The 24844-nt window shown below is 69.3% G+C and carries 26 protein-coding genes and 2 pseudogenes; 7 read left to right on the forward strand and 21 right to left on the reverse strand.

Annotation, left to right across the window (positions count from 1 at the left end; translation table 11 throughout):
• Positions 1-8: 8 nt before the first annotated feature.
• Positions 9-1073 (reverse strand): hypothetical protein, encoded by a 1065-nt coding sequence (locus WQO_RS34120; protein WP_010064704.1) that lies wholly within the window; start codon positions 1071-1073, stop codon positions 9-11.
• Positions 1074-1565: 492 nt separating this feature from the next.
• Here WQO_RS34120 and WQO_RS37070 point away from each other — a divergent pair.
• The 4 genes and pseudogenes from WQO_RS37070 to WQO_RS34135 form a co-directional block, all read left to right on the forward strand.
• Positions 1566-3344 (forward strand): annotated as a pseudogene (locus WQO_RS37070) (DNRLRE domain-containing protein); the annotation flags it as partial.
• A gap of 258 nt (positions 3345-3602) precedes the next feature.
• Entirely contained in the window at positions 3603-5519 is a 1917-nt protein-coding gene (locus WQO_RS37075) for an amidase domain-containing protein (protein ID WP_237274244.1), read from the forward strand.
• A gap of 2 nt (positions 5520-5521) precedes the next feature.
• Positions 5522-5983 carry a hypothetical protein gene (locus tag WQO_RS34130; RefSeq protein WP_010064706.1) on the forward strand — a complete coding sequence of 154 codons (462 nt, stop codon included), beginning with the start codon at positions 5522-5524 and terminating at the stop codon, positions 5981-5983.
• Between the two features lie 307 nt (positions 5984-6290).
• Entirely contained in the window at positions 6291-6740 is a 450-nt protein-coding gene (locus WQO_RS34135; protein WP_148660141.1) for an SEL1-like repeat protein, read from the forward strand.
• Positions 6741-7767: 1027 nt separating this feature from the next.
• Here the strand turns inward: WQO_RS34135 and WQO_RS34140 are convergent.
• The 5 genes and pseudogenes from WQO_RS34140 to WQO_RS35505 form a co-directional block, all read right to left on the reverse strand.
• Entirely contained in the window at positions 7768-8343 is a 576-nt protein-coding gene (locus tag WQO_RS34140; RefSeq protein WP_010064709.1) for a hypothetical protein, read from the reverse strand.
• A 90-nt stretch (positions 8344-8433) separates the two neighbouring features.
• Positions 8434-8904, reverse strand: coding sequence for a hypothetical protein (locus WQO_RS34145; protein ID WP_010064710.1), 471 nt, complete (start codon positions 8902-8904; stop codon positions 8434-8436).
• A complete protein-coding gene (locus tag WQO_RS34150; RefSeq protein WP_010064711.1) occupies positions 8901-9089 on the reverse strand; it encodes a hypothetical protein in 189 nt (62 codons plus the stop codon). The genes WQO_RS34145 and WQO_RS34150 overlap by 4 nt, the downstream gene beginning before the upstream one ends.
• Before the next feature lie 145 nt (positions 9090-9234).
• Positions 9235-9372, reverse strand: a complete 138-nt coding sequence (locus tag WQO_RS37080; protein WP_010064712.1) for a hypothetical protein — start codon at positions 9370-9372, stop codon at positions 9235-9237.
• Positions 9373-9544: 172 nt separating this feature from the next.
• Positions 9545-10000 (reverse strand): annotated as a pseudogene (locus WQO_RS35505) (GGDEF domain-containing protein); the annotation flags it as partial.
• A 60-nt stretch (positions 10001-10060) separates the two neighbouring features.
• On the opposite strand from WQO_RS35505, the gene WQO_RS34165 reads away from it, so the two are divergent.
• The gene (locus tag WQO_RS34165; protein ID WP_010064714.1) at positions 10061-10498 is read left to right on the forward strand and encodes a GNAT family N-acetyltransferase; all 438 of its coding nucleotides are present in this window, start codon (positions 10061-10063) and stop codon (positions 10496-10498) included.
• Between the two features lie 151 nt (positions 10499-10649).
• Here WQO_RS34165 and WQO_RS35900 read toward each other — a convergent pair whose 3' ends face one another.
• From WQO_RS35900 to WQO_RS34220, 11 genes are all read right to left on the reverse strand, one after another.
• Entirely contained in the window at positions 10650-13052 is a 2403-nt protein-coding gene (locus WQO_RS35900) for a tyrosine-type recombinase/integrase (protein ID WP_107115935.1), read from the reverse strand.
• A complete protein-coding gene (locus WQO_RS34175) occupies positions 13052-14299 on the reverse strand; it encodes a tyrosine-type recombinase/integrase (RefSeq protein WP_010064718.1) in 1248 nt (415 codons plus the stop codon). The genes WQO_RS35900 and WQO_RS34175 overlap by 1 nt, the downstream gene beginning before the upstream one ends.
• 71 nt (positions 14300-14370) lie before the next feature.
• Complete coding sequence (locus WQO_RS34180; RefSeq protein ID WP_010064719.1) at positions 14371-14634, reverse strand: nucleotidyl cyclase domain-containing protein; 264 nt, start codon at positions 14632-14634, stop codon at positions 14371-14373.
• A gap of 132 nt (positions 14635-14766) precedes the next feature.
• Positions 14767-15534, reverse strand: a complete 768-nt coding sequence (locus tag WQO_RS34185; RefSeq protein ID WP_010064720.1) for a hypothetical protein — start codon at positions 15532-15534, stop codon at positions 14767-14769.
• Between the two features lie 35 nt (positions 15535-15569).
• Complete coding sequence (locus WQO_RS34190) at positions 15570-15755, reverse strand: hypothetical protein (protein WP_010064721.1); 186 nt, start codon at positions 15753-15755, stop codon at positions 15570-15572.
• Positions 15752-16018, reverse strand: a complete 267-nt coding sequence (locus WQO_RS34195; protein ID WP_010064722.1) for a hypothetical protein — start codon at positions 16016-16018, stop codon at positions 15752-15754. Before WQO_RS34195 ends, WQO_RS34190 begins: the two co-directional genes overlap by 4 nt.
• Positions 16015-17007, reverse strand: coding sequence for an ATP-binding protein (locus WQO_RS34200; protein ID WP_058954239.1), 993 nt, complete (start codon positions 17005-17007; stop codon positions 16015-16017). Before WQO_RS34200 ends, WQO_RS34195 begins: the two co-directional genes overlap by 4 nt.
• Positions 17004-17357 (reverse strand): hypothetical protein, encoded by a 354-nt coding sequence (locus WQO_RS36585; protein ID WP_029182771.1) that lies wholly within the window; start codon positions 17355-17357, stop codon positions 17004-17006. Before WQO_RS36585 ends, WQO_RS34200 begins: the two co-directional genes overlap by 4 nt.
• Positions 17354-17863 carry a hypothetical protein gene (locus tag WQO_RS34210; protein ID WP_058954240.1) on the reverse strand — a complete coding sequence of 170 codons (510 nt, stop codon included), beginning with the start codon at positions 17861-17863 and terminating at the stop codon, positions 17354-17356. Before WQO_RS34210 ends, WQO_RS36585 begins: the two co-directional genes overlap by 4 nt.
• Positions 17864-17988: 125 nt before the next feature.
• The gene (locus WQO_RS34215) at positions 17989-18453 is read right to left on the reverse strand and encodes a hypothetical protein (protein WP_010064728.1); all 465 of its coding nucleotides are present in this window, start codon (positions 18451-18453) and stop codon (positions 17989-17991) included.
• A complete protein-coding gene (locus WQO_RS34220) occupies positions 18450-18947 on the reverse strand; it encodes an RRQRL motif-containing zinc-binding protein (RefSeq protein WP_058954241.1) in 498 nt (165 codons plus the stop codon). The genes WQO_RS34215 and WQO_RS34220 overlap by 4 nt, the downstream gene beginning before the upstream one ends.
• A 128-nt stretch (positions 18948-19075) precedes the next feature.
• On the opposite strand from WQO_RS34220, the gene WQO_RS34225 reads away from it, so the two are divergent.
• Entirely contained in the window at positions 19076-19300 is a 225-nt protein-coding gene (locus WQO_RS34225; protein ID WP_148660142.1) for a hypothetical protein, read from the forward strand.
• A 78-nt stretch (positions 19301-19378) separates the two neighbouring features.
• Here WQO_RS34225 and WQO_RS34230 read toward each other — a convergent pair whose 3' ends face one another.
• Positions 19379-19864: a hypothetical protein gene (locus WQO_RS34230; protein WP_058954242.1), complete on the reverse strand. Its 486-nt coding sequence runs from the start codon at positions 19862-19864 to the stop codon at positions 19379-19381.
• 163 nt (positions 19865-20027) lie between these two features.
• Between WQO_RS34230 and WQO_RS36505 the strand changes: the two genes are divergently transcribed.
• The gene (locus WQO_RS36505) at positions 20028-20192 is read left to right on the forward strand and encodes a hypothetical protein (protein WP_010064733.1); all 165 of its coding nucleotides are present in this window, start codon (positions 20028-20030) and stop codon (positions 20190-20192) included.
• Between the two features lie 9 nt (positions 20193-20201).
• On the opposite strand, the gene WQO_RS34235 is transcribed toward WQO_RS36505, so the two are convergent.
• The 3 genes from WQO_RS34235 to WQO_RS34245 form a co-directional block, all read right to left on the reverse strand.
• On the reverse strand, positions 20202-22304 hold the full coding sequence (locus WQO_RS34235) for a hypothetical protein (RefSeq protein WP_010064734.1): 2103 nt from the start codon (positions 22302-22304) through the stop codon (positions 20202-20204).
• An 83-nt stretch (positions 22305-22387) separates the two neighbouring features.
• The gene (locus WQO_RS34240) at positions 22388-22801 is read right to left on the reverse strand and encodes a hypothetical protein (RefSeq protein WP_010064735.1); all 414 of its coding nucleotides are present in this window, start codon (positions 22799-22801) and stop codon (positions 22388-22390) included.
• A gap of 16 nt (positions 22802-22817) precedes the next feature.
• Entirely contained in the window at positions 22818-24482 is a 1665-nt protein-coding gene (locus tag WQO_RS34245) for a hypothetical protein (RefSeq protein ID WP_050992386.1), read from the reverse strand.
• Between the last annotated feature and the right edge of the window lie 362 nt (positions 24483-24844).

A 24844-nucleotide genomic window follows, 5' to 3' on the forward strand; every position in this document is an offset into this window, starting at 1 on the left:
GAGTGCTCCTAGAACTTGCAGGCATTCTTGACCGCGGTGATCCCGAGCAGTGCCGCGACGGCCTTGCGGTGCGCCGAGGTCATCTTCCGTCGCTTGGCGTAGGTCCGGATGAGGTTGGCGGTCTTCTTCACGCCGATGCGCTTCACCAGGCGGACTGCGGTCCAGATCTTGGTGGAGGATCCGGCGGGGGTCAGGGCGAAGACGACGCTCGCCACGGTCGCCGCGCACTTGGTGATCTTCCAGGTGGTCGACCAGAAGCCGGGGTCGATGACGATCGGGAAGGCGCTGGAGGCGTTGAACTCCACGCTCTGGACGATCTTGTTGCCGACGACCTTGTAGCTGGTGGGGATGTCCCGGCCGTTGGCGTCTTTCGCCCAGGGGGCGTCGAAGAAGGCTGCGGCCTCCTTGGCCGGTGCTACGTCGGGATTGGTGTCCCCCGGCGAGTAGAGGGAGACGGAACCGTCGTCGTGCGTCACCACGCTCATGCCCGCGGGGATCTGGAAGCTGGTCTCGTAGGTCTTGGGCACCGCGCTGCTCTTCAAAATGTTCAGGGTTCGCGATCCGCCGTCAGCGGTGGGCTGGACCACGGTGTCCACAGGACCGGAGGTGTTGTAGACGACGTTGCCGCCGACCTGCGTGCCCTTGGCGCCGGCCTCCGGGATGGAGAGCTGATTGGGCATGATGTCGTTCTTGATGCTGATGGACTTGTTCTTGCCGTCCCAGGGGATCGAGACGATGTTGTCCTCGGTCACTGCGATGGAGGCGTAGGTGGAGTCCGAGGAGGTCGCTGCGGTGATGTCCGCAGCGTCCGAGTACGTGTTGGCCAGTCCCAGGGCGCTCTCCGCCGCCGTGGGCTTCCAGGCGGTATCGACGGTGAAGCGGACCGGGGCAGACCAGCAGTTCGCGTAGTGCTCCCCGTCGAAGGTGGTGGTGCGGAAGCTGTAGGTCTTGCCATTGGTCAGCTTGCCCGCGGGAACCTTGACCTGCGAGGTGCTGTTGGCGGCTGCGGGGGAGGCGTTGAGAGTGGTCACGACCTTCCCGGTCGCCGTGTCGGTGATCTCGTAGGTGCCCACGATGGTGTCGTCGCCGTTGGTGTCTTCGGTGGAGAACCTCAGCGTCGGGGTCGTGGAGTTGACCTTGAAGATGCGGCGTAGTCCGCTTCCATGATCCGCGGCACGAGCGCGACCGCCTCCGCGCGAGTCATCTCTACAGCACCCATCGCGTCCCTCCGCCGACTCACCTTAACGGGACGCGTGATCGCCCGGACAGTTCCTAGAAACGCGAGACGGCCCCGATCCTTAGGATCACTCTCAGAGAAGAAATGGCGGGCCCCTCCGCATAGGCCGCAGGCCTGAGGGGGGCCTGGCCTGGCCGAGGATGCCGAACTGCGTAGGCTCTGGATGCCATTTCATCCATCTGCGTTCCAAGATCGCCCGAGAGTATTACCACTCACTCAATTTGATCATAAATATAACCAAAACGGTCATTGCTTGTTATTGCAGCACACAGGCAACTCCTAGGCTTTGATGTCGTATCAATGGCATCTGACCGAAAGTCACAAGTACATGCGCATAACCAGGGCCGGCATAACCGGCCTTGTTCTTTTGTCCATCCTGTTGCCGACAGGCTCGGTGCACGCTGAGCCATCTGCGGCACCAGACAAGCAGACGTCCGAGAACCTGACCGCGCCCGACGTACCATCCGCTCTCACGGCGGCCCAGAGCTCGGGGGAGCGGGTCGAGGCGCTGTCCGAACGCACGGAAACGTCCACGACCTGGGTACATGGGAACGGGTCCCTGACGACCGAGCTGACCGCAGGTCCGATCCGTTTCGAACGGGACGGGCGCTGGCAGTCAGTCGACACCGACTTGGCCGAGCGCGCCGACGGTTCCGTCGCACCCAAAGCCCACCCGGGCGGTCTTACGCTCTCCGGCGGAGGCGGCAAGGCTGCAGGCTCTCTGGCCGCAGCCCGTACCGCGAAGCCTCGTGACCTGGTGACCCTGGGGGAGGGTGACCAGCAGGTCACCCTGCAGTGGAAGGGTGGTCTGCCCGAGCCCCGGCTGGATGGCAACCGTGCGGAGTACCCGGAGGCCGTGCCCGGCGCTGACGTGATCGTCGAGGCCACCCGCACCGGTTTTGAGCAGTACGTCGCCATCAAGAAGCGCCCGGCCGCGACCGTCTACCGGTACACCCTGCCTCTGCGCGCCGAGGGACTCACGGTCAAACAGCAGCCCGACGGCAGCGTGTTGTTCACCGATCGCCGCACCGGCCAGGAACGCGCAGTGATGCCCGCGCCGGTGATGTGGGATGCCACCGTGGACGAGCGGTCCGGTGAGCACACCCGCCGCGTACCGGTGGACATGGACGTCATCGTGAAGGACCACGACTCCTTCGACCTCGTCGTCACACCGGACGCCGGATTCCTCGCCGATCCGAAGACCCGCTACCCGGTGACCGTCGACCCGTCCACCTCCGCGCTCAGCAACGTCTTCGACACCTACGTCCAGCAGGGCGAGACCCGCGACTGGTCCACCGACACCGAACTCGACCTCGGCAACCCGGGAACGAAGAACGCGAACGGCACTCCGCGCACCGCACGGTCATACATCACCTGGGGCACCGCGCCGATCGCAGACGCCCTGGTCAGCAGCGCGAAGCTGAGCCTGTGGAACTTCCACTCGGCCAACACCGACTGCAAGCCGCAGGCCTGGGAGGTGTGGTCGGCCGACCCCGCGACCACCACAAGCCGGTGGACCAAGCAGCCGACGATGCACACCAAGCGCGCCACCTCCACACAGACCAAGGGCAACCCGGCCTGCGGGGGCGCCGGCTGGGTCAGCGCGGACGTCACCTCGCTCGCGCAGAACTGGGCCTCCACCAAGGCCCCGCAGTCCACCATGGGCCTGCGCGCGGCCAACGAAAGCGCTATAGCGCCCTGGAAGCGGTTCAACTCGGCCAACGCGACGTCCAATCCGCCGAAGCTGACGGTGACGTACAACTTCCGTCCTCGCTCCGGCAACAACCGGCAAGCCGGCCCGCCCTACGCCCCCGACGCCTCCGGCACCTGGCAGGTCAGCACCACGACCCCGACCCTGCGGGACACGTTCTCCGACAAGGACGGCGACAAGATCAACGGCACGTTCGAAGTGGTTGAAGCCGCCACCGGCAAACGCGTCGGCGACTACCTGGTCTCACCGTTCGTCGAATCAGGCCGCGCCGCCGCCGTCACCCTGCCCGACGGTCTGCTGAAGGACGGTACGACCTACCGCTTCCGCACCTCACCGTACGACGGCACGCACTACAACCTGGCCTGGTCGCCGTGGACCACGTTCACCGTCAACACCGGCCACCGTCCGGTCGCGCTACCGGACATGCCGCAGGCTCTGGAGCAGGGTGCCACCGACACCCTGACCCCGCTGCTCTCCGGCGTCGTCACCAGCCCCGCACAAGAGCGGATACGGGCAGAGTTCGCCCTGCGCGACGAGAACGGCAAGGACCTGAGCGCCGTACAGATACCCGATGCATGGGTGGACAGTGGCTCGCGCGCCGCGACCCAGGTGCCCGTAGGCGCACTCAGCTCCGGCACGACCTACCTCTGGGCGATGCGCGCCTGCACCGACGCCGGCTGCTCGGCCTGGTCGTACGAGCAAGAGCTCACCGCCCGTGAAGGATCCGGCCCGAAGCCGCCGGCGACCAAGACGCTCTCCCTACGCGGTGACACGCTTGCCGACGCCACCGCCGCGATCCGCGAAACCACGCCCGCGGTGAAGAACACGCAGCTCACCCTCGACGCCGACCACACCATCTGGCTCGCACCCGATCTCACCAAGGTGCCCACCGGAGCGCGGATCACCAAGGCCAAGCTGGAACTCACCCCCGTCCGCGGAACAGAACGGCCCGTCGAGATCTACGACTTGCTGGAGCCCTGGACTGCCCCGCACACGGGGAAAGACCTTCCGGACCTGCTCGACGAGGCTCCCTTCGCCGACGCAGCCCGCCTGGCGGACCAAGACCTCGCTCCCGTCGTTCAGTCCTGGCTGGAGCAGGACAGCGCAGAAGGCCTGACACTGCAGTTGCCGAAGGGCACCAAGGACACCGTGGTCTACCACTCGGGCCTGGCCAAGGACGCCGCACAGCGCCCCCAGCTCGTGATCGACTACGTGCCCGCTGCCGCCCCAAGCCGCCCGCAGGACGTTCGGACCACACCCGGACACGGCGGGTTGCTGGCCACCTGGAATCCGCCGCAGGACAACGGCTCGGCCGATGAGGACCTGGAGTACACCGTTGCCGTACAGAAGGACAACGGCACCGAAGCCGCCAGGCTGACCACCACCACCCCGTACGCCGTCATCTCCGGCCTGACCGACCAGTCCGCCTACCGGGTATCCGTGCAGGCCCGTACCGCCCACGGCACAAGCCCAGCCGCCCTCTCCGAACCCGTGAGCACAAAGAGCGTTCCCGGCGGGGCAGCCAGCTACCGGGACATCGTCCAGCAATACCTCAACGCCCGAGCCGGCCTCCTCACCGATCGATACCCGACGGCCGCCGCCGCGCTCGCCGCGGCCCCCCGGAGCGCATCCTTCGCCAACCTGCTGAACGCTCAAGCCCCCGGACTCCTCGAGTCCCGGGACCTGCTCGCTCGGCACGGCCGCAGCTACAGCGATGTGACGGCCCAGCTCTCCGACGTCCTCGTCGGTGTCGATATCGACGGAGCGGTATTCCTGCGGGCATCAGTCACCGAGGCCGCCTCGCTGAACCTGGACGGGACGAGCGAGACCGACGAAGGCCACAGCCAGCAGCGCTTCACGTTCAGCAGCAACGGAGGAGCCCCGATCCTGCACCTGGAAGCCGACGCGCCCGCCGCGGAAACCGTCCTCACCGAGACACCCTCCACATGGACCGGCCTGGACGTGGCACCTCCCCAGGAGCTGGACGCCGACCAAGTGCCGGACGAGCCGATCGACCTCGGCGCCGACGGCTTCCCCGTGGACGAGGCCGCAGGACCGGTCCCGGTGGCGCTGCGCGCCGCAGCGGTTGCCGGCTCGGGCACGGCTAAGTGGGCCACCAAGAACATCGGCACCAAATGGGAGTACCAGCAGGACTGCACCAACTTCGTCTCCAAGGCCCTCTACTACGGCGGGAAGATGAAGACCCGCTCCGGCGGCCGCAAACACGACCGGGCCTGGTGGCAGCAGTACTACCTGTTCGGCTCGATCAAGAACAAGAGCTACACCTGGTCAGGCGCCGAGAACTTCCGCCGCCACATGACGAAGTACCGCAAGGCTCCGTCGGTGTCGAAGAAGAACGCCCGTCCCGGTGACATCGTGATGTTCAAATGGAAAAAGGAGAAGGTGTACAACCACGCCGCAGTCGTAGTGGGCAACTCAGGCCGGGACCTCCAGCTCAGGCAGCACGGAGGCACCAGCAAGACCACCCTCAGCGCCGCTATTGCCCGCTACAAGCGCAAGACCAACTACATTGAGCGCGTCATCATCCTGCGCCCCAAGTCGAGGGGATGACCATGACTAGGACACCGCGCCCGGCCGCCCTCACCGCGGCCCTCGCCCTGTCCCTGGGCACCTTGTCCCTGACCGGGTGCACCAGCAACGACGAGCAGTTGGCCTATCAGACGGACTACGCCAATCACCAGCCTCTGCGAACCACTGGCTACCCCACCGTGGGCAGCCTTCGCACAGTCCAGCAGATCGTCTGGCACCTCGCCGACCGGGATGCTGACGCCCTGGCCGCCCTGCACACCGAGGACGGAGATGCGAACTCCGCAGCTCGAGCCTGGATCAAGGCCTACTCCAAGGACGCCCAAGGCCAGGTGACCGCTGACTTCCTGGACGAAGGCTCAGTGCGCCAGCAAGTGATACTCCACTTCGCCGAGACCAAACGCACCCAGGAGATCACTGTCCGCATCAACAACGACGTCTGGGGAGTGGTCCTCGACAGCCCGAAACCCGCCAAGGAATCACCGTGAAGTCGCGTCCGTACCATCCCGAGGCCTCTCGGCGAAGGGCACCGGGGGCTGAGGAGTACGCGCTGGTCCTCCGCGAGTGCTCGCGGAGACTCCGGCAGCGGGCTATAGCCGCCTGGGTACCCTCAGGAGGTTCTGGAGCCGCGTAGAAACGCAAGAGTAGGCCCGGATCCCCCGCATCATCGGCGGGGGACCCGGGCCTTTCTGCCTGGCCGAAAGACGAGCGGAGGCTGGGGATCCAGAAGGGGCAGAAGCCCTGGCTCGGCAGGCCGCCGACCTCGGCAGCACCGATGCCCTGGTCCGGCTGGCCTTGATGAGGGGGGAGGCCGGTGACCGGGACGGGGCCGAAGCCCTAGCCCGCCAGACCGCTGACCTCGGCAGCCCCGACACCCTGATGCGGCTGGGGGAGATGCGCGAGAGCACCGACCGGGACGGGGCCGAAGCCCTAGCCCGCCAGACCGCTGACCTCGGCGACCCCGATGCCCTGGTCTGGCTGGGCGAGATGCGGGAGGAGGCCGACCGGGACGGCGCCGAAGCTTTCTACCGGCAGGCCGCCGCCCTCGGCAGCACCCATGCCCTGGACCGCCTGGCCTTGATGCGGGAGAACGCCGGTGACCGGGACGGGGCCGAAGCCCTAGCCCGTGAAGCCGCGAACCATGCCAGCAACAGCGCTTGGTCCAGGATCGCTGGCAAGCCGTCAATTCTCACCAGGCTATGGCCGTACGGCCTGGACCCAGACGGAACACCTACAACTCCATAGGCATCCCTATCGATCCAGCAGACCAGGCACGTACCGATGGGCACGCCGTAGGCAGGCAATCGCGGCTGGTGTGACTGAGCGCCGTAGTTGGCCCCAAAGGCTAGCTACGGCGCTCAGTTGTAATGAGGAGAAGCCGTATCCGGGCTGTGCACGGGTCTGAAGGCGATATGCACTCACGGGCGGGCCAGCCGGGGGCGGCATGCGCTCACCTGCCGAAGCGGCTTTTCTTGGGGGCTCGGCAGAGATCAGCTCCTGGAAATGGACGAGCTCGGCCGCCCGGACAGTCAAGTGCTCGACAATCGTCGCCGGCCCCTTGTCGCTCTTGGACCAGAGCGACTTGCTCAGCTCGACGAACCAGCTTGTCGGTGAAGTTTGGAACACCATTCGACCGATCGGGATGCCGCTCAGATGCATGGCGGGGGTGCAGGAGCGGGCGACCTCCTCAGCACGGGTAACGGCCGCTTCCCTTCCACCTTCGACCGGAATCTTGCTCGACGGCTCCGATTCCCCGTACCGGCCCCGTTCAACCAAGACGTATCAGCTCACAGTTCTGTCCCTCCCACAGCGTGGCGGCCCGCCGCCCTGTGCAGCAACCCGCCCTCGTGTCCATGATCCAGAAGCTAACTCGCGGGCCACCTATCGCGCTCGGGGGCCGACTCGCGTGCTCAAGGGTCAACTCCGCGCTCAGTCACAACAGGCCCGTCTTGTAGAGCCATTCGAGTGAACCAACTCCCTCTCAAGGGAGGCAAAGACGGCGGTGCGGCCCACAGGCGGCCTCTCAGGCTGTGTCGCATCCCATCCACCCCGGCGCTGCGGAGATCGTCCACGCAAGGCACGTTCTGGCGCTTCGCTTTTCAGGTGATGAACTACTTATGGGCGTTATGCGGCCTTGGGAAGCTGCACCGAACATCGGGGCCCGGCGGATCGCGTGAGGGGGATGCCGGAGACGCGACGCCGTTCTCACAACCAAAAAGGGCCCGTGCCCCTCACGAGGGGCACGGGCCTGACGATGCTCTCTGCAGATAGCTCACCGACGCTTTCGGAAACGCTGAGCCAGCCTCCGGCACCACGGGGACCATCCAGGCCGCTGGCCAAAGGAGGTAGCGAGCCACCGGTCGAGGTCGGCAACGCGCTTCGCCGCGAACCATTCGGGCTGGTAGTCCTCGCCTCGGCAGACGGGGCAGATGTGCGGGTGGTTTGCGAACTTGTACTGCGGTGGGCAGCCGACCTCTCGGCAGTCCGGCAGCGTGGGGTCTTCGCCGAGGCCGGAGCAGTAGGGGCACCGGGTGAAGCGGTAGTCGATGGGCGCGCCGAGGTGGAGGTCGGAGTGGAGTTGGGCGAGGCCGCGGACTCCGAGTTCGCGGAGCAGGGCGTCGGCGGCGAGGACCTGCCGTTCGACCGCGGTGTGGTGGTGATCGGCGAGCATCTGTACGGCGGTGCACCAGGCGAGGGTGGTGCGGTCGACCGGCGGTGCGGGGTGGCTGCTGCCCCAGGGGTCGTCGGGGTCCGGCGGTCCTGCCGGGGTGACGGGCGCGAGGAGGGGGATGCCCTGTGTGGTGATGTCGGCGATCCGCTTCGGGGACTCGGTGAACAGGCGTGTCATGGGCTGGTCCTTGGGTGTGGGGCCGCTGGGTGGGGCGCGGTGTCCGTGTCGCGCAGGGCGGGTGGCTGGTCGCCGCGTACGGCCGGGGGCTCAGGGGTGGTTGGTGTTCTCGAAGGCGCGGATGAGGTGTCCGATGCTCTCGGGGGTCGTGGCTTCGCCGACCCATTGGCCGGCGGTGGTGAAGACGGGGACCTCGTTGCGGTCGGCGTCGAAGACGACGATGTAGCTGCCGTAGCGCTCAAGCACCGTGCCGCTCACGGTGGTCAGCGGCGCGACGTCGAGGATGTCGACGTTGTGGACGCGCAGGCGCGGGGGAGTGCCGGGGGTGTCGGGTTCGGTGAGGGTGCCGGTGACGCGGAGAAGGTCGCCGAGCTTCGCCTGGTGCAGGACGAGTTCGGCGGCCGCGGGGTGCTCGGTGGTGCACGCGTAGACCTGCTCGGGGGCATCCGGCTCGGTGGGATCCAGGTGGTCGGGGGAGTGGATCAGGTCGAAGCGGACGGAGGTGCCGGTGTCGGTTTCGGGGGTGGTGTCGAGGTATCCGTCGAGGGTGACGTTGCTCATCGGGTTGCCTCCGTGGGGTTCTTCCGTGTGCGGCGGGGGCTCGGGGAGTGCTGGGCGAGGAGGAGCGCCTCGCGGTTGAGCTGCTGCTGTGCGGGCGTGAGGGGGCGCGGTGCGGGTCGGCGGGTGGTCCAGTTGGGGTGGGCGGCGGGTTCGGGGTAGGCGCGGTCGTGCGTGCTGGTGCTCATGAGGTGCCTCCGGAGGAGGGGGTTCAGGAGTGGACGCTGCGGTGGCGCTGTGGCGGGGCATGGGGTGAGCCGCTCGGGGTCACGGCTCGGTGACGCCTTTGTGGTGAGTGGCGGGCAGGAACGGTAGGCCGTCGCGCGGGGTGGTTCAGGCGTGGTCGTGGCCTCGGCGGCGGCTCGCCTGGGCGTCCGAGGCGAACCGGCCGAGACGGGCCTCGACGGGGTTCGCCGCGATCCAGGACTCGGCGCAGCTCTTGTGGACCGGCTCTCCTGCGTGGGAGCGCATCGGGGTGAGCTGGTCGCACAGGGCGCAGGGGCGGTCCTGCCACCGGTCGAAGTGGCTGCCGTCGCGCCAGTCCAGGAGGTCGCCGGGCGCGGCTCCACCGGCGGCTTCTTGTTCCGGGTGCGGGCCGCGGCCGGAGGTCGGGCAGCTGCTGGAGCCCGCGCCGCCGTGGCGCTCATGCGGCGCGCCCCCACGTCGCGGTCCCCGGGCGGCCGGCCCGGCGCCCGTTGATCGACGGCACGGTGGCGTGCTGTGCCGTCGCGAGGACCACGCGGCCGGTGTGCTTGCCGTCGTAGAGCGCGGCGTCGGCCGCCCTCTGCAACACGGTCAGGTCCCGGGTGCAGAGCACGTCCGGGGCCGCGGCGCCGACCGATGCGGCGACGTCGACCGTGGAGCCGTCGTCCAGGACAACTGGGGTGTGCAGCATCCGCACCAGCTGCTCCAGGCGGAGCCGGCGGCGGCCCGGAGGCAGGTCCAGAACCACGGCGAACTCATCGCCCCCGAGCCTGCCCACGGCAGCGCGCGGGCCCGCCCACGCGGTGAGCCGTGCGCCGAACGCGGCGAGTACGGCATCGCCCGCCGCATGGCCGAGGGTGTCGTTGATCTGCTTGAAGTGGTTTTCCCGGACTACGCGTGGATCGATTTCTGGGGTGCCGCCTCGTGATGGGGCTTGCTCTGTAGGGTCGAGATCATGAGCGTTGAGGTTGTGGTCGTCCGTGAAGCGAACGACGAGTCGGTTGAGGCATTCGCGCGCTTGTTGCCTCAGCTTTCGAGCACAGCCAGCCCGTTGGATCGCGAGGCAATGCAGCGCTTGCTCGCCAGCGATGCGAACACGGTGTTGGTGGCGCGGGTCGAAGGCGAAGTGGTCGGGATGCTGACGTTGGTCATGTTCCCCTTGCCTTCCGGTCTGCGAGCTCGCATCGAGGACGTGGTCGTGGACGAGGCCGCGCGGGGACATGGCGTTGGGGGTGCTCTGACCGAGGAGGCTCTGCGCCTCGCGGAGGAGGCGGGTGCTCGAACCGTTGACCTCACGTCGCGTCCGTCGAGAGAGGCAGCGAATCGCCTCTATGAACGACTCGGCTTCGAGGCCAGGGACTCCAGGGTCTATCGCTTCGTCCTGAAGCGGTAAGTGGAGCCGTGTCAGTGCGAACAGCTTGCTGCAGACGTCGTCACGGCTGTGGACTATGTCCGCCAAGAACGAGGACGTCATGATGGTGACCTCCATGTAGGTGGAGGCAGGGCGCGGCGTGCTTGGTAGGTGGGCCGCGCCCCGCGTGCTGTCAGGGTTTTCTGATCTGCGGGATTCCGAGATCAGCGATGCGGGTTGTGGACTGGTTCCGGGTGCGTTCCATGGCCGTGAGCTTGTTGCGGGCGGCTTCGAGGCTGACCCGGAGGCCTTCTTCCTCGCCGAGCCAGCCGTTGAGCTTGGCTTCCGCGATGCGCTCGGTCAGGCTGCGGATGATCTCGATCAGCCGGGCCCGTTGAGCAGGGTCGACGCGCAGCATGGGACAGCGGATGCAGGCGTGTTCGTGCTTGCAGGGAGTCCCGTAGGGCCGTCCGCAGGTGCCGAGTTCGAGCTTGCGCAACGCGAAGTGCTGCTGGAACTCGCGCCATTCGTCGTCGGTCGGGTCGCGGTATTCCGCAGCGGGCCGCAGGGAACGCCGCTGGTCAAGGAACGAGCGGTAGGAACGGATCAGATCTTCCTGGAAGACCGCCAGGTAGGCCTGAGTGGTGGTCAGGTCCTCGTGGCCCAGTAGCCGGGCGGCGATGTGGACCGGAAGGCCGCCGGTGACCGCTTCGGTGGCGAACATCCTTCGAAAGTCGTGCGGGGTGTACTTCAGCGGCTCGCCTGCGGCGTCCCGCAGGCCAGTCCTGGCCAAGGTGGCATCCAATAGGTTCTGGACCGTCGTGTGGGACATGACCTCGTTGCGGTGGCCTCGCGTCCGGCGTTGGAAGAGGTGCGGCAGTATCGGGCCGAAGGTCCGTTCATGAGGGTCGTATTGGCTGGTCAAAGGGATCGTCCCGCCGTTGGCCTTGCGCAGACGGGTGATGATCGTGGCCAGGACGCTCGCCAGCTCTGGGCTGATCAGCAGCAGCCTTTCCTCGTTGCTCTTGGACGGCACGATCTGCAACAGGGGGACGAGTTCACCGGTGTCGGCGAGGCGGTAGGAAACGAGAGCAAGGTGGGTGATCTCCAGTAGTTCCTCGCGGCGGATCCCGGTGTGCCGGAGTGTCTCGATCACCGCCCAGGACCAGAACGCGTCGTCTTCCGTCTGGAACAGGTCGAACTTCTCGCCGGTGGCCAGGTTCTGCACCATCACCGCCTCTGGCCGGGAGCGGCTCGTGTTCCTTGCCCACGTCTTGTAGATGAACCGCAGGAAAGGGACGCCATCGTGCTCGAACCGTTCACCGATGGGGGCGGTTCGGGCTGCGGCCAACAGTGTTTCCTGAGCTGTGCGGTGCCGTTCGGCAGCGGCAACCAGCACGGGCAGGTGCGGGAGCCGTTCCCGGATCCGCTGGTGCATGTTGGCCCGGGTGAGACGCCGGTGTTTCTGCATTCCGTCGGTGTCGCCGCGACGTACCGGGCTGGGAACGGCATGTGGTGCCCAGCTCGGGTCCTCCAGGGCCCATTCCTGGATGTCGAGATAGAAGCCGCGGACCTGGATCAGGAGGTTGAGGTAGTTCTTGCGTGGGCGGGGCTTGTCCGTCCGTTTGGTGACGTACTTCATCCGCTCCTTCCAGGCCGTGGCCACTTCCTCCGGCAACTGAAGGCTGTCGACCTCGGGATGGTGGGCTTCGATGTCGGCCCAGAAGCTGGAGACGAGGTGGATGAGCAGGTGCTGGAAGGTCACGTAGTCCAGGCTTGGCCGACGCTCGTCGAGATAGCGGACCAGCGCGTTCCGGACGGGCTTGCAGCGCAGCTGGTAGCGGTCGACCAGCTCAGCGGTGGGTCGCTGGCCCTGATGCTGAAAGGCCTTGTAGGAGACGGATTTGGGCAGGATGCCGACGCCCCGCAGCAGGTCCCACCCTGGGTAGATGCCGTGCGGGAGGAGTCCGTTCTTCGCCAACCCCCAGTGCCGGAACTCTTCGAAGTCCTCGGGCGTCAGCTGATCCGGTCCGCGGCCGGTGTGCAGCACCAGTTTCGACAGCACGTTCATGCCTTCGATGAGGCGCCGCTCGACCATGCCCTCGGTCTTGGCCTGCTGCAGGATGCGGTCAAAGACCTCGGGCTGGATCGAGCACCACACATCCCGGAACAAGGTGAGCGAGCTGTAAGCGGCGAGGAAACCGTGACTGGGCAGGATCACCTGGTTCAGCAGCAGGCTGGCGACGCCGGCGATGTTCGTGGCCCGCCGATGCACCACTCCGGTGGTGGAGCCGGCCGGGATCGTGCTGAGCCAGCCCAGGTCGGTGTCCGCGTGGGAGGCCAGCCAGCGCTCCTGCCATCCCTGGCCCGGGTGAGACGCCAGCCAGTCAAGGATGATGGGAACCCCGCGTCGCAGATCACGATTTCGCTTGCCGGAGTAGCCCATCCGATCCGCATGCCGGATCGCTGCGGCCAGCACCTCTTCGGACGGGCTCTGATCCAGCAGACCCACCCGCAATACGGGTGTCGCGAACGCCTCTTTCTCCGACGATGCCCTCGGAGGCAAGACAGCATCGGCTGTCGTCAGGTCCGACATCACAGCGCCCCACCTCCCAGCAGGATGGACAGGTCGTCTGCGTCGTAGCCGACGGCTACCGGCTTTGGCGTCGCGGCAGCCTCCTTGCGGTCGGCCAGATACCGATGGACGCGCCGCAGGACCTCGTCGTCGTCTTCGACGAGGTAGACCTGGGTGGTGGTCAGGTGAGCGTGACCGAGGATGACCTGCACGTCCCTCAAGGACAGCTTCTGCGACCGGACCATGCGCAGGGCGCTGGTGTGCCGCAGGTCGTGCATGGTCCAGTTCGTGCCCAGCAAGTCGTTCGCCCGGCGCAGCACCGCCCGCAGAGCGTCGTAGTTCAGGGGTCGACGCGTCAGGCCCTCGCCCGGTTTCGTCCGGCGCCGCAGGGTCCACCAGACCGGATCGTTCGGACCGAGATCCTTGAGTTCATCGAGGTAGAGGCGCAGCCAGAGAAACGACTCAGCACTGGCCGGCAGCCACTGTTGGGCGCCTGTGCCCTTGCGGCGGACCTGGACCAGCTGGTCGCCCCAGTCGACGTCAGCGGCTCGGATGCCGAGCAGTTCACTGGCCCGGGCCGCAGTGCTCAAGGCGAGAGCCAGGATCGCCCGGTCCCGGTTGGACCGCATCGCAGCAAAGAAGTCGGCCCAGCGTTCATCTGGCATGGCCCGTGGCCGCTGCCTGGGCACTTTAGGGTTGTAGCGGAGCCGACCCTCCGGCCGAAACGGCTCCAGTGGGTTGTGATGAACGTTCGCCCGCCCACGTCGGCCCCGGTCCCGGCGCACAGGATTGACCAGCGGGCCCTCACCGGCATCGATGATGAACTCGTAGAAGCGCCGCAGCACCGCGTTGCTGTGCCGGATCGTCCGGGCGCCATAGCCGTCCCCGAGGTGCTGCTTGCGCGTGATCGGATTGACCTGCGCAGCGGTCGCCGCCGACTTCGTCCGCGGTGTCCTCCGCTGCTTCTTCGCCTGCCCCATCCAGAGCACGAAGTCGCGCACTTCCGCAGATGTGGCCTTGTCCCACGGCACCTTGATGGTGTGCAGAAACCTCCACCAACGGTGCAGGTCAAAGGCGTAGCTGCGGACGCTGCCCGCAGAGTGACCGCGGGCCACGAAGTCCCGCAGGAACCGCCGGATCGGCTCGACGGGACGGCCCGTCGGGTCCTCGACCACGTACGGGATCACGTCGTCGACAGGCGCTACCCGCCCCCAGCGAGCAAGACGGATCGACTGGAGATCCCTGGGGACCTCATCGCATGCAAACATGCAGCTCCTCCCTCGAATGGCTGCATGACTCGTACCGGATCGGCGATCAACGCGGATTGCGACACACGGAGTTACCCGTCCGTAGTCCGGTCAACATGGTCGGCGTCGACCATCAACAGCGTGACGTCGTCGCCGTGGCGGGCCAGGAGACGGCGGGCGCGGGCGGTGTAGGCGTCGCGACGCAGCAGCCCGGTCAGCGGGTCCTTGTCCGCGCGGGCGAGCTTCTTGAGCAGCACCGCAGCGTGGACGGCCCAGCAGGTGAGCAGTAGGGCTGCGGCGGTGATGAGCAGGGCGGGTTGGGCGTCTATGCCGAGTAACGGGGCGGAGGCATACATACTGGGGTTTCCCTCTCGCTTGATGCGGGTTGGGTTGGCCCCGGGACGGGCGGCTGATTTGGACGTCTGGCGTCCGTCCCGGGGTTCGTCGTCTCCGGTGTGACCTTTGAGCCGTCGGTTACCTGGTGCGGATCAGGTCCGGGCGGCGAGGGCGTCCAGACCGACACCGCGCAACGCGTCCAGGACGTACGGCTCGAACCGGTTCTGGTGCTGGGCTGCGACCGCGTGACCGGTGGCGCGGCCGTAGGCGTAGCAGCGCGCCATCATGCTGGCGTCGGTGTCGGCGAGGGCCTGGTCGACGGCGCCCCGCGCGAGGTACTCGACCCAGGTCTGGGCCGCGGACTCGCGGCGGTTGTGGGAGACCGCCATGGCAAGGGACTCCGCCCACTGGCCGCTGCCCCAGCCGGGGCCGCCGCGCTGCTCCCAGTTCCACGTCCGTGTCCGCATGCCTTCGGGGCCGGCGTCCCAGTCTGCGGCCCAGCGCGCGGCGTGTTCGGGGATCTCCTGCTGGACGACGGTCAGGACGTCGCGGCCGCGGGGGCCGAGCGCCAGGTACGCGTCGACTTCCTCCAGGACGCGGATCTGGTGGGAGAGGAGCCGGTAGGGGTAGTAGCGCGGGCTCCAGTTACCGGTCTCGCCCAGCGGCTTCACGCTCCACAGCCGCACGGGCCAGGTGACGGGCCAGATACCGGTGTCCTCCAGCGCCTCGCCGACGCGCTTGACCATGCGGAAGTAGGAGAAGCGGCTCTCGTCGAACCACAGGTTGGTGCAGGGCTGGGGGTGGTCGATGACCTGGCCGACGTTGGCGGCGAGGTCCACCGGCGTCCCGGCCTCGCGGGACATGGCGATGACGCCGTCGGCGGGGGTGGCGATGTACCAGGTGACGGGCTTGCGGGGCATACGGGCCTCCGAAGGGGTGGGAGCGGCCGGGCCGCTCATAACGGGATGTTGATCTGGCGGCGCGGGTCGCCCGCGCTGGTGCGGCGGTACGCGGTGAGACCGGCGGTGCCGCCGGGGACCAGGAGGTGGAAGTCGGCGCAGCCGTGGGCCCGTTCGTCCCTCGCCGGAAGGCCGGCTGGGGTGAGCGGGCGTGGGTGCGGGCTGCCGGTGGGACGGCTCACCGGCCGTCCTCGCCGACGGGCTGCCGTTCGGCGAGCGCCAGGAGCTCCGCGGCGAGGTCCGGCGCGGCCAGGACGGTACGCAGGATCGAGGTGATCCCGTCGCGCTCGATGGGGTTCAGCCGGTCCCACACCGCGTGGGCGTCGCCGTGGGCGCCGACCACCTTGAGGTAGTCGGCCTCGGTGGTGGCGGTGTGCTCAGCCCCGCACCGCCCGCAGCGGAAGACGGCCTGGTCCCAGCCGCACGCGGGGGTCTTGGTGCTCATGCGCTGATCGCCTCCATGGCCTGCGCCTTGAGGTCGGCGCGCCCCTCGGGGTCGTCGTCCCGGCCCCGTTCGTCGTGGTCGTCGGCCTCTTGGTCGACGTCGTCGGGGCCGCCGTGGACGGTGCAGACGATCTCGGGGTCGTTGTCCATCGCGCCGGTCAGCGCCTTGTGCAGGTCGGTGACCGAGTAGGACGGCGCCCATGCCTGCCCGTCGCACTCCGGGTCGGTGGGGCAGGGCAGCAGGACGTCGAAGCCGAAGTCGCCCTCGCCGTCGACGTCCTCGCGCAGCGCGAGGGTGAGGTACTGCTGCCCGAGGCGGATCTCCGCGACGCGGTCCCGGCCGGTCACCAGGTCCGAGCCCGGCCGCCACCGCCACAACGGCAGGATCTCCGGACCGAAGAAGCGGCGGGCCAGCCAAAGGTCGCCCAGGCCGTCGCTGCCGTCGCGCCCGAGGTCGGCCTCCCGCACCTGCGAGAGCCGCCCCAGGAACGGCTCCAGGCGGTACAGGGCGTCGGCGAACACGATGGTGTTGAAGCCTTCGGCCGTGAGCCGCTGGTGGGAGTGGACCATGGCCTGGTGCTGGGAGCGGACGACGTCCTCGGGCACGCGCCGGTTGTCCGGGCGCGGTCCCTGTCGCTCCAGGCAGACGGGCAGCGGCGTGGCGACGACGACGGCGGCGGTCGGCATGCCGTGCCGCTTGGCGGCCATCACCAGTTCCGCCCGCACGGGCTGGTTCAGGTTGGTGGCGTCGATGACCGTGTTGAGGTGGCGGGCCATCCGGCGCTCCAGGATGAGCTTGAGGACGTCGGCGGCGTCGCCGGTCGCGCTCTGGTCGCCGGGGTCGTCGCTGACCGTGCCGCGCAGGGCGTCGAGGGAGAGGACCTGGGAGGCCGGCCAGGTGCGGGCCAGGGTCGACTTGCCCGCACCGGAGGCACCGATCAGCACGATCAGCCCGTTCTCGGGCAGGTCCGGGTACAGCACCGAGGTCATTCGGGGTCTCCTTGCGAGTCGAGGGAGCGGGCCGCCCAGGTCAGGCGCTGCCCGGCGTTGTCGGTGATCAGGGCGGTGGCCTCGTGCAGGGGGCAGGAGGCGTCACCGTCGCGGTCGGGCTCGATCTGCTCCGCCCGCCGCGCGGCGGTGCTGACCACCTGCGCGAGCATCGGGGAGAGCCCGCCGGGGTGGCCGATGTCCTCCTGGAGCTCGCGCAGGATCGCGGCGAGCTCGGGGCCGTCGACGTCGTCGGCGCTCAGGTCGTCCTCGATCTGCTGGAGGGCGAGCTGGGCGATGCCGACCGAGGCGCGCACCCGGTCCAGCGGGGTGCGCGTACGGCCGCCGGTCACCGGCTGGTCGCCTTGGTGGTGGCGACCAGAGCGGCGACGGTCTCCCAGCCGTGGTGCCACGCGCCGTCCAGGTGGAACGCCCCGTTGATGCCGAAGTCGGCGAGACGGTAGAAGCCGCCCTTCCCGGTCGTGGTGGCGATCCGCTCCAACAGGCCCTTGCCGGGGACGCGTCGGTCCGCGGCGTAGTGGGTCGTGAAGGAGACGGCGAGCGCGGCCGCGGCGGCGGCCGGGTGGACCTTGATACCGAGCGCGCGGGCGCCGGCCCCGGCCACGATGGCCTGCGTGGCCGTGTAGGTCAGGCAGTGGTGCAGGCACGCCTTGCGGCCGTCGGCCGTGCCGTGGGTGGTCTCTTTCCCGGTGGCCGGGTCCTTGAAGGTGACCGGGTGGTCGTCGGAGGCGCCCTTCACCCGGGCGCAGAAGTCGTTCTGCACCCAGAAGTCACCGAGGGCGCTCCCGGCGCGGGTCAGTCCGAGCAGGGCGGCGAAGACTGCGGGGCGATGCGTCATGCTGGTGGGTCTCCTGATCTCGCGTGCGGGTGAAGGGGAGCGGGGTGGCCGGCCTCTTTGCCGATGCTGCGGCCGACCCCGTGCGTCTCCGCCCCGGGCCGATGTGGGCCGGGGCGGAGGGGCGTTCAGGTGGCCGGGATGCTGTCGCAGTACGGGCCTCCGGTGTCGTCGCTGTGGACGGCGCGGCCCCCGGTGGCGCGCAGCTCCGTCAGGAGCTCCAGGAGGTCCCTCTCGTCTTCGAGGAGCGTGGGGACGTAGCCGTGGCCGCAGGCGCAGGGCACGAGGAGGGTGAGGACGTCCTGGTAGTCGGCGTCGGCGGTGATCGTGTGGTGCAGCCACAGCCCGCCGTCGAGGTGCGCCACCGCGCTGGGCTCGACGAAGTTGTCGCGCAGAGCGGGGAAGCCGGCCCACGTGTCGTGGTCCACGGCCCGGCCCAGAGTGTCGGGGTAGGCGGCGTAGATGTGGTCGGCGGCCGCGGTCTCCGCCAGATCCCGTTCCTCGTCCTGGCCGAGGGCCGCGGTGGTGGCGGCGATATCGAACAGCAGGGCCAGCGGGGAGCCGGTGGCGGGCGGGGTGAGGGTCTCGGTCATCGCGTGATCACTCCTGTAGGGGCGGGCATGCAGGCGGCGAGCCGGTGTGCCACCGGGGCCGTGGAGGTGAAGTAGGTGTCGGGGCTGGGCTCGTAGCCCTGGGCGCACGGGTCGCAGGAACCGACGGTGCGTAGAGGCAGGCAGTAGACGTACCGGCGGGCGCACTTCGGGCAGGTGCTCCTTGCGGCGATGGCGCGGTCCAGTGCTAGCTCCTGAGCCAGCGTCGGCGTGCGCTTGGGCCGGGCCAGATCGACCCGGAGGAGGAACCCCCGGGTCGGGTGGCGGCACGACCAGTTGGGCCGGGTCGCGCACAGGCGGCACCGCAGGATCGCGACCGGGCCGACGTTGTCGCCGGGGCTCAGGCCCATCTCCCGAAGAGCCCGTCTCGTGACGAGGCCTTCGGGTACGGCACCACGATCGAACTCGGGCAGGGTCGCGTCGCTGCGCGGCACCCGCGCCACCTTGTCGGGGCGCTTGCGGCGGGTTCGGGGCATCACCGGCTCCAGGAACCGGGAAGGCGTCGCGGGGGGAGCGGGTAGCGGGTGCCGGGACGCAGCGGGCGGGGACGGCCGATCCGGCGACGCGGGCGGGAAGTGAGCACGAGCGGTTCCTCCTGATGTCGGTGGACAGCACTCACCGCGCCCGCCGGCTTTCGTCGGCGGGCGCGGTGCGAGGCGGCCGGTCGGCGTATCCGGCCATCGCCCACCCGGGTGCGGGGGGGGCGAGGGCCAGGCGGATCGAGGTCGACTACGAGGTCGAGGTGACGATCGACCGGGCGATCGTCGACGGGCACATCCGGGGTGCCGAGGTCGACGACTACGGGCGGATCTGGATCGACTACGTCTGACCGGTCAGGCCGGACGGCCTGTCCCGCACCCGAGGCCCGGCCGGCGGGCGGCGTCGGATGCGAGGCAGGGCGCCCGGATCAGCGGACGTCGTTGCGGGTGCGGGAGAACATCCCCCGCTGGTTGCTGGTGTTGGTGATCTGCGTGTTCTGCACGACCGGGCCCTCGTAGACCGTCTTGGACACCGACCGGGCCTTGCTGACCGCGCCGCCGATCGCGGTGGCGACCATGGCGAGACCGGCGAGCGGCAGAGTGACCATCAGGACGCTGGTCAGGGTGACCGAGGCGAGACCTTGGAGCACGAGCCAGGCACAGCAGCCGAGGCCGACGGACCCGGCGCCGACACCGATGCTCGCGACGGCGATTCCGGCGGCCCAGGCTGGGACGATCCGCTTGTCGTCCTGATGGACGGGTGGGGTGGTACCGAAGGCGGGCGGCTCGGTCTTGTCGCGAAAGGAGGTGGGGTGGTGGCGTACGGGCTTGGCCGCCCAGGCGTCGATGAGGCGGCGGGCTTCGGCTGCGGCCTCGGACTCGTTCAGGCCGTGCTGGGTGTGCAGGGGGTCCACCGGGGGTCTCCGATCATGCGGACGGGAAGGCATTTGGGCCGGGGGAAACCGGTCTCGGGGATTGCTGCAACCGGCCTCTGCGGGCTGGTGGTTGCCGTCAAGCTGGGGTCGTCCGGCACCCACAGGGGGGCGCCGGACCGGTACGGGGAAGTGGGGTTACTGGATGTGGTTCCTGTTCGTGTGCGGGTGGTGCGGCGAGGACAACGCCGTGTTCTGCGCCCGCACCGGGTTCTGGGGGACTCGGTTCGAGGACCCCGAGGAGTTCGACTGCTGGCGGTGCGAGGGCACGTCGTGGACACCGGACGGGCCCTGGACACCGGCCGAGTGAGAAGCGCCGTCAGCTGCGGCTCAGCGCCTTGATCGCGTCAAGCGCCTGGCGCGGGGAGCTGACCGTGTCCCGGCGCGCGGCAGGCTTCCCACCGCGCCCCTTCCCGCTCCTCTTCGGAGCGCTCTCCTCATCGTCCTCGTCGTCGGGCTCGGGCCCGAACTCGCCGGGCCGGGGCGGCTCGGTCCAGTCGAACCAGAGGTCGCGGGCTTCGAGCTCGCGGATCTCGTGGTCGGTGAGGCTGGCAATGGTGTCGGGGAAGTAGCCGTCCAGGCCCTCGGAGAAGCTCATGAACAGGGTGCGCAGGACCTCGGGCTGCTTCGCTTCGACGATCCACCCGGCGCCGCCCGTGTTGGAGTTCGCGGGGGGCTCGGGCTCCCCGGCCATGACCCGCTCGATGCGCCCGCGCTCCTCGGGGGAGAAGGAGCGGGGGAGAGGGGCGGGCGTGTTCTCGGACGGAATGCCCAGTGCTTTGAACATCCCCACGACCTTGCCGGGGGCGACCTTCAGGACGACGGGGATGCAGTTCTCACGGAGGTTCTCGCACAGCAGCTGCGTGAACCCGTCCTGCACGAAGATCGACTGTCCGGCGACCTTGAGGCCGATGCCGTACTTACGGCCCTTGACCGACACCAGCTCGGCCAGATCCATGATCTCCGCCCCGTAGAGACCGTGACGGGCGGCGGAAAGGAACTCGTCCAGGTACGCGGACAGCATCCGATACGGGCAGCCCGGCAGCTTCGGATCCCAGTCGTGGACCCGGCCGTCCTCCCACATCATCTCGCCGCGGATCTCCATCAGGGCGTCCAGCGCGCGCAGGAGCCGGATCATGTAGAGCGCGCCGACGCCGTACCGGTCGGTGTACTCGCCGAGCATGGCGGCCTTCTCGTCCGGCGCTTCGGCCGCGAGCCACACCACGGCCCCGAACAGGGCGTCGGCGGCGATGTGCAATCCCATCAGATGGGTCTTGCCGCCGCCGGACGGGGCGACGAACAGGCCGTGCGCGGCACCGCGGTCGGTGTAGACCCGGTTGCGGGCCGGCTGCCCGTTACCGAGGTACCCGGTCACCCACCGCCCGTCCGCATCGGGGGTGAGCAGTTCCCGGGTGGCGGGGAAGACCTGGGCCAGCGGGGAGCTGTCCCACAGGGAGACCAGGACCTGGTTGCCGTCGATGGTGACGAACAGGCGGCCCTCGTCGTACTTCGTCTTCAACGCGGCCGCCAGGGCGTGCAGGTTGACCCGGGGCTCGCCCATCTCGTCGGGGACCTGCCCGATGTAGTGGGTGACCTTGCGCCCATCGTCGCGGATCTTCTTGATGAACTCCGAGCCCGGGATGGGGCCGGTCGCCGCGCCGATCCGGTCGGCCCACCATTCCAGCGCGGTCGGCGTCCTTCTGCGGCGCTCGGCCTCGTCCGGGGTCAGGTGTACCTCCAGCCACCCCGGACCGCCCTGACGGCCGCCGCTCCGTGTCACCGCGGCGAACTCCACGAACGCCTCGTCGATCCCGAACGCGGCCGCCACCGCGGCCTCGCTGATACCGGCGATCGGGCGGCCCGGCTCGGCCGCCCGGAGCAGCAGGGTCAGGTCGTGGTCGGTGCCGGGGTGCGGGGCGGCGGTGACGACCTGGGTGCGCCCCGGATTCCCGGCCCGCGCCCACAGCGCCCGGACCCGGCGGGTGAAGGCGTCGGCCCCGTCATCCGGTTGCACCGGGGCCGACGCGGCGGGCTGGAGGCGCGCGGCCTGAGTGGGGGAGGCGAGGGCGGGGCGGTTGCTGCGCCGGGTGTGCCGTGAGAACGGCGAGACGATCCATCCGGCGGCCGCCCATCCGCCGGCGAGCAGCCCGTCCATCCACCAGGGGCCGAAGCCGGTGGTCACCTTGGCGGTCACGTCGACGGCGGCGGCCAGAACCAGCGGGGACCAACGCAGGATCTTGCGCCCGGTGCCGGGCCCGTCGCTCTTGGCGGCGAGGATCCACCCGCCGAGCCCGGCGGCTCCGGCCAGCTGCACGACCTGGTTGACGGGGCTGTCGGGGTAGAGGTTCGGGGCCGCTGCCAGCACGGGCGCGGTCAGGGTGTAGGCGAGACGCTCCAGCACGACACTGCGCGGCACGGGCACCGGTGTTCTCCTTCGGGAAGCAGGGCGGGCACCCCCGGGAGCGCGGAGCTGCGGGGGTGCCCGTGGCGGGGAGGGGGTGGGGGTCAGCGGGCGAAGAAGCCGGGCTTGGGGGTGCGTTCGGGGCGTCCGGAGCGCACGGTGTCCAGGCCCTCGTACAGGCGGGCGTGCGTCCGCTGCGCCCCGGTGGCCTGCACGGACACCTCGTGCGCGGTTTCCTGGAGCTTCTTTCCCTCGTCTGCGGCGCCGCCGAGGGCGACGGACACCTGGTTGGTCATCTCGACGAACTTGGGGTCCAGGTCCGCGTGGGCGATGTCCGCGGCCAGGTTCTCGGTGCGCGAGGCGTTCAGACGCATGTTGCGCACCAACTGCTGGAGTTCGTCGGACGCGTGGTCCATCGCGTTGGCAAGGATCTTCAGCTTGCGCTGGAGGGACTTGTAGCGGTTGTCGGCGTCCGTCGGCGCGGCGAAGGCGCCTCGGCGCGGTGCAGGAGTGCTCATCGGCAGAACTGCCCTTCTAGTCGTGGTGGGCGGCGGCAGAGGCGTCGGCCAGGCCTGCGTCGTCCTTGGCCTTCATGTCCTCGCCGTAGACGCGGCCGACGGAGATCGCGGCGAGCCGGGCGGCCTCGGAGGCGGTTTCGCACTCGGTGGCGCACCGCTGGGCCAGTGCCTTCATCCGGCCGGCCCCGTCGGCCAGGTCCGTGACGGCGTCGACGACCTCGGAGGAGATGTTGTGGTCGCCCACCAGGTCGGTGGCCATGTCGCGCAGCGCGTCCGCGAGCCGCCCGAGCGCGGCGTCCAGTTCCTGGGCGCGCTCCTTGTCGACGGCGGCCTGGAGCGCGATGTTGACGATGTCCGTCAGGAATTCGCCGAAGGTGATGTTCGTGCGGTGCTGAGCGGCCATGGCGTGGCCGGCGGCGGGTTTGGTCACCTGTGATCCCAAAGGGTCCTCCTGGTCGGGTTCGGCGGCCCGGGTAGTTCCGGGGCGCTGGGTGTGGGGTTCGGGGGCGGGCGGCAGGCCCGGGGTGCCGGTGGTCAGTCCGGGCTGGCGGATCCGGTCCGCGCCGAACGGGTCGGCGGGGTCGTCCACGATCACCGCGTCCACCACGTCGTCCGACGCCCGCGGGCCGGGGCCGCCGTCGGAGCGGTGCCCCGCGGCGGGCCCGGCCGTCCCGCGGTCGCGGCCGGGCCACTCGGCGGTGTACTCCGGCGCCTGGGAGGCGAACAGGTCCTCGTACGGGTCGTGCGGTCCACCATTCGGCGAACCGGCACCGCTCCGGCCCCCACCGGGGGAGGTGCGGTTTCTCCCGGGCTTCCACCAGCCGCCCCGGGAGCCCCTGGAGGCCCCGCTGCGGGCCTTTCCGGAGCCCTCCGGACCCTTGCGGCCTTCCGGGCCCGTACGAGGCTTCGAGCTGCCGTCAGGGCCCTTGCCGGGGGAGGGGCGGCGCTTCCAACGCCCGCCCTTTCCCGTCGAGTTGTCCCGTTGGCTCCTTCCCGGGTCCGGCTTGCCGAGGGGGTCCCTGCCAGCCGAGTCCTTGCCCGACCGCTTCGGGTCCTTGCTCCGGCCGTTGACCGGAGCGTCCTTCGGCGCCTTCTTCCACTTCCCCCACCCGGTCTTGCTCCCCGCCCCCGAGGAGTCCTGCGAGCCAGGCCCCTTCTTCCCGGGGTCGGGGGTCTTCTTCGGAGCCGGGGCCCGCTTCGGATCAGGCGCCTTCTTGGGGTCGGGCACCTTCTTCGGGTCGGGGGCCTTGCGACCGCTGCTCTCGGGACGTGGACGGGGTGGCGGCGTCTTCGGATCCGTTCGCGTCCGCTTCTCGGCGGGCCCCTTCTTCGCGTCCGGGCCCTTCCGGGAGTCCGGGCCGCGCTTCGGATCGGGCCCGCGCCTGGGGCTGGAGTCCTTGCGCTGCTCGGGTGCCCGCTTCGGGTCCGGGGCCTTCCTGGGCGGCGAGTTGAGCTGCTTGCCCGGGGGCTTGGGCTGGTTCGGTTTCGCGTGTGAACTCGGGTTCCTGGGTCCGCCGGGACGCGAGCCGCCGCCGGAACCGGAGTTGTTCCTGCGTCCCCGGTCCCCGAGGCCCGTGCCGCCGGACTTCATGGACGCCGCATCGGCTTTGCCCCGCGCGGAGGCCTTGTCGGCCCGGGCCTGCAGCATCGCCTGGCGCAGTTTGCCGTTCTGCTCCATCATCGCGACTTCCGCAGCGGTGCGGCCTTTCAGCAGCTCCGCTTTCCGTGCGATCTCCGCCTCACGGAATGCCGCCTCATCCTCGTGACGCGACCGTGCTCGCTCCAGCCGGAATTCCAGCCAGTCTCCGAGCCGGTCAGCCAGAGAACGGCGCTGTCCCGATTCCTCATCGAAATATTCGGCTTCTTCTTCCGCTTCGGAATCGGCGGAATCAATTCCTTCGGAGCGCAGGGCGAATTCCGGATCAGGCGGCTGGGGAATTGCGGGGAATTCCCTATCGGATTCTTCCGGGGGGTCGGGCGGAATGTCTTCCGTCCGGGGTTCGGGGAAAAGCCGGGAGGGGTCGGGAAGTGCCGGGGGGCGTC

The sequence above is a fragment of the Streptomyces globisporus C-1027 genome, from assembly GCF_000261345.2.
In the GTDB taxonomy this organism is placed as follows: domain Bacteria; phylum Actinomycetota; class Actinomycetes; order Streptomycetales; family Streptomycetaceae; genus Streptomyces; species Streptomyces pakalii.

Excerpts from the sequence above, each read along its gene's own strand:
- WQO_RS37075 (WP_237274244.1), top strand. The coding sequence starts at position 3,603 with ATGCGCGCCTGCACCGACGCCGGCTGCTCGGCCTGGTCGTACGAGCAA.
- WQO_RS34130 (WP_010064706.1), top strand. The coding sequence starts at position 5,522 with ATGACTAGGACACCGCGCCCGGCCGCCCTCACCGCGGCCCTCGCCCTG.
- WQO_RS34140 (WP_010064709.1), bottom strand. The coding sequence starts at position 8,343 with ATGACACGCCTGTTCACCGAGTCCCCGAAGCGGATCGCCGACATCACC.
- WQO_RS34145 (WP_010064710.1), bottom strand. The coding sequence starts at position 8,904 with ATGAGCAACGTCACCCTCGACGGATACCTCGACACCACCCCCGAAACC.
- WQO_RS34150 (WP_010064711.1), bottom strand. The coding sequence starts at position 9,089 with ATGAGCACCAGCACGCACGACCGCGCCTACCCCGAACCCGCCGCCCAC.
- WQO_RS37080 (WP_010064712.1), bottom strand. The coding sequence starts at position 9,372 with ATGCGCTCCCACGCAGGAGAGCCGGTCCACAAGAGCTGCGCCGAGTCC.
- WQO_RS34165 (WP_010064714.1), top strand. The coding sequence starts at position 10,061 with ATGAGCGTTGAGGTTGTGGTCGTCCGTGAAGCGAACGACGAGTCGGTT.
- WQO_RS35900 (WP_107115935.1), bottom strand. The coding sequence starts at position 13,052 with ATGTCGGACCTGACGACAGCCGATGCTGTCTTGCCTCCGAGGGCATCG.
- WQO_RS34175 (WP_010064718.1), bottom strand. The coding sequence starts at position 14,299 with ATGTTTGCATGCGATGAGGTCCCCAGGGATCTCCAGTCGATCCGTCTT.
- WQO_RS34180 (WP_010064719.1), bottom strand. The coding sequence starts at position 14,634 with ATGTATGCCTCCGCCCCGTTACTCGGCATAGACGCCCAACCCGCCCTG.
- WQO_RS34185 (WP_010064720.1), bottom strand. The coding sequence starts at position 15,534 with ATGCCCCGCAAGCCCGTCACCTGGTACATCGCCACCCCCGCCGACGGC.
- WQO_RS34195 (WP_010064722.1), bottom strand. The coding sequence starts at position 16,018 with ATGAGCACCAAGACCCCCGCGTGCGGCTGGGACCAGGCCGTCTTCCGC.
- WQO_RS34200 (WP_058954239.1), bottom strand. The coding sequence starts at position 17,007 with ATGACCTCGGTGCTGTACCCGGACCTGCCCGAGAACGGGCTGATCGTG.
- WQO_RS34210 (WP_058954240.1), bottom strand. The coding sequence starts at position 17,863 with ATGACGCATCGCCCCGCAGTCTTCGCCGCCCTGCTCGGACTGACCCGC.
- WQO_RS34215 (WP_010064728.1), bottom strand. The coding sequence starts at position 18,453 with ATGACCGAGACCCTCACCCCGCCCGCCACCGGCTCCCCGCTGGCCCTG.
- WQO_RS34220 (WP_058954241.1), bottom strand. The coding sequence starts at position 18,947 with ATGCCCCGAACCCGCCGCAAGCGCCCCGACAAGGTGGCGCGGGTGCCG.
- WQO_RS36505 (WP_010064733.1), top strand. The coding sequence starts at position 20,028 with ATGTGGTTCCTGTTCGTGTGCGGGTGGTGCGGCGAGGACAACGCCGTG.
- WQO_RS34240 (WP_010064735.1), bottom strand. The coding sequence starts at position 22,801 with ATGAGCACTCCTGCACCGCGCCGAGGCGCCTTCGCCGCGCCGACGGAC.
- WQO_RS34245 (WP_050992386.1), bottom strand. The coding sequence starts at position 24,482 with ATGATGGAGCAGAACGGCAAACTGCGCCAGGCGATGCTGCAGGCCCGG.